Origin of the sequence: Streptomyces sp. CBMA123, from assembly GCF_014596465.1 — a bacterium.
Taxonomy (GTDB): domain Bacteria; phylum Actinomycetota; class Actinomycetes; order Streptomycetales; family Streptomycetaceae; genus Kitasatospora.
The window spans coordinates 1-603 of the sequence record NZ_MECK01000550.1 but is presented as its reverse complement, the minus strand read 5'-3'; the positions used below and the strand labels follow the sequence as shown (position 1 = coordinate 603).

General features: G+C 68.0%; 1 protein-coding gene. It reads left to right on the top strand.

The window, feature by feature from the left end; genetic code table 11:
* Nucleotides 1-25 precede the first annotated feature (25 nt).
* Nucleotides 26-603 (top strand): GTP-binding protein (locus tag BG452_RS36425; protein WP_188308622.1); only part of this gene is annotated, 578 nt, incomplete at its 3' end.

Here is a 603-nt window from a genome sequence, read left to right as displayed (position 1 = left end):
GTCACGCTGCTCGAAAGGGTCCTCAGTGGACTTCGCAAGCTCTAACGCGGCCGCCCCCACCCGCGCCACCACCTCCGCGAAGATCGTCATCGCGGGCGGCTTCGGCGTCGGCAAGACCACGCTCGTCGGCGCCGTCTCCGAGATCAACCCCCTGCGCACCGAAGCCGTCATGACCTCGGCCTCCGCCGGCATCGACGACCTCAGCCACGTCTCCGGCAAGACGACCACCACCGTCGCCATGGACTTCGGCCGCATCACCCTCGACGAAGACCTCATCCTCTACCTCTTCGGCACCCCCGGACAGGACCGCTTCTGGTTCATGTGGGACGACCTCGTCCGAGGCGCCATCGGAGCCGTCGTCCTCGTCGACACCCGCCGCCTCGCCGACTGCTTCCCCGCCCTCGACTACTTCGAGAACAGCGGACTCCCCTTCGTCGTCGCCCTCAACGGCTTCGACGGACACCAGCCCCACACCGCCGACGAAGTCCGCGAAGCCCTCCAACTCAGCACCGAAACCCCCGTCATCACCCTCGACGCCCGCCGCCGGGACAGCGCCAAAAGCGCCCTCATCACCCTCGTCGAACACGCCCTCCTCGCCCGACT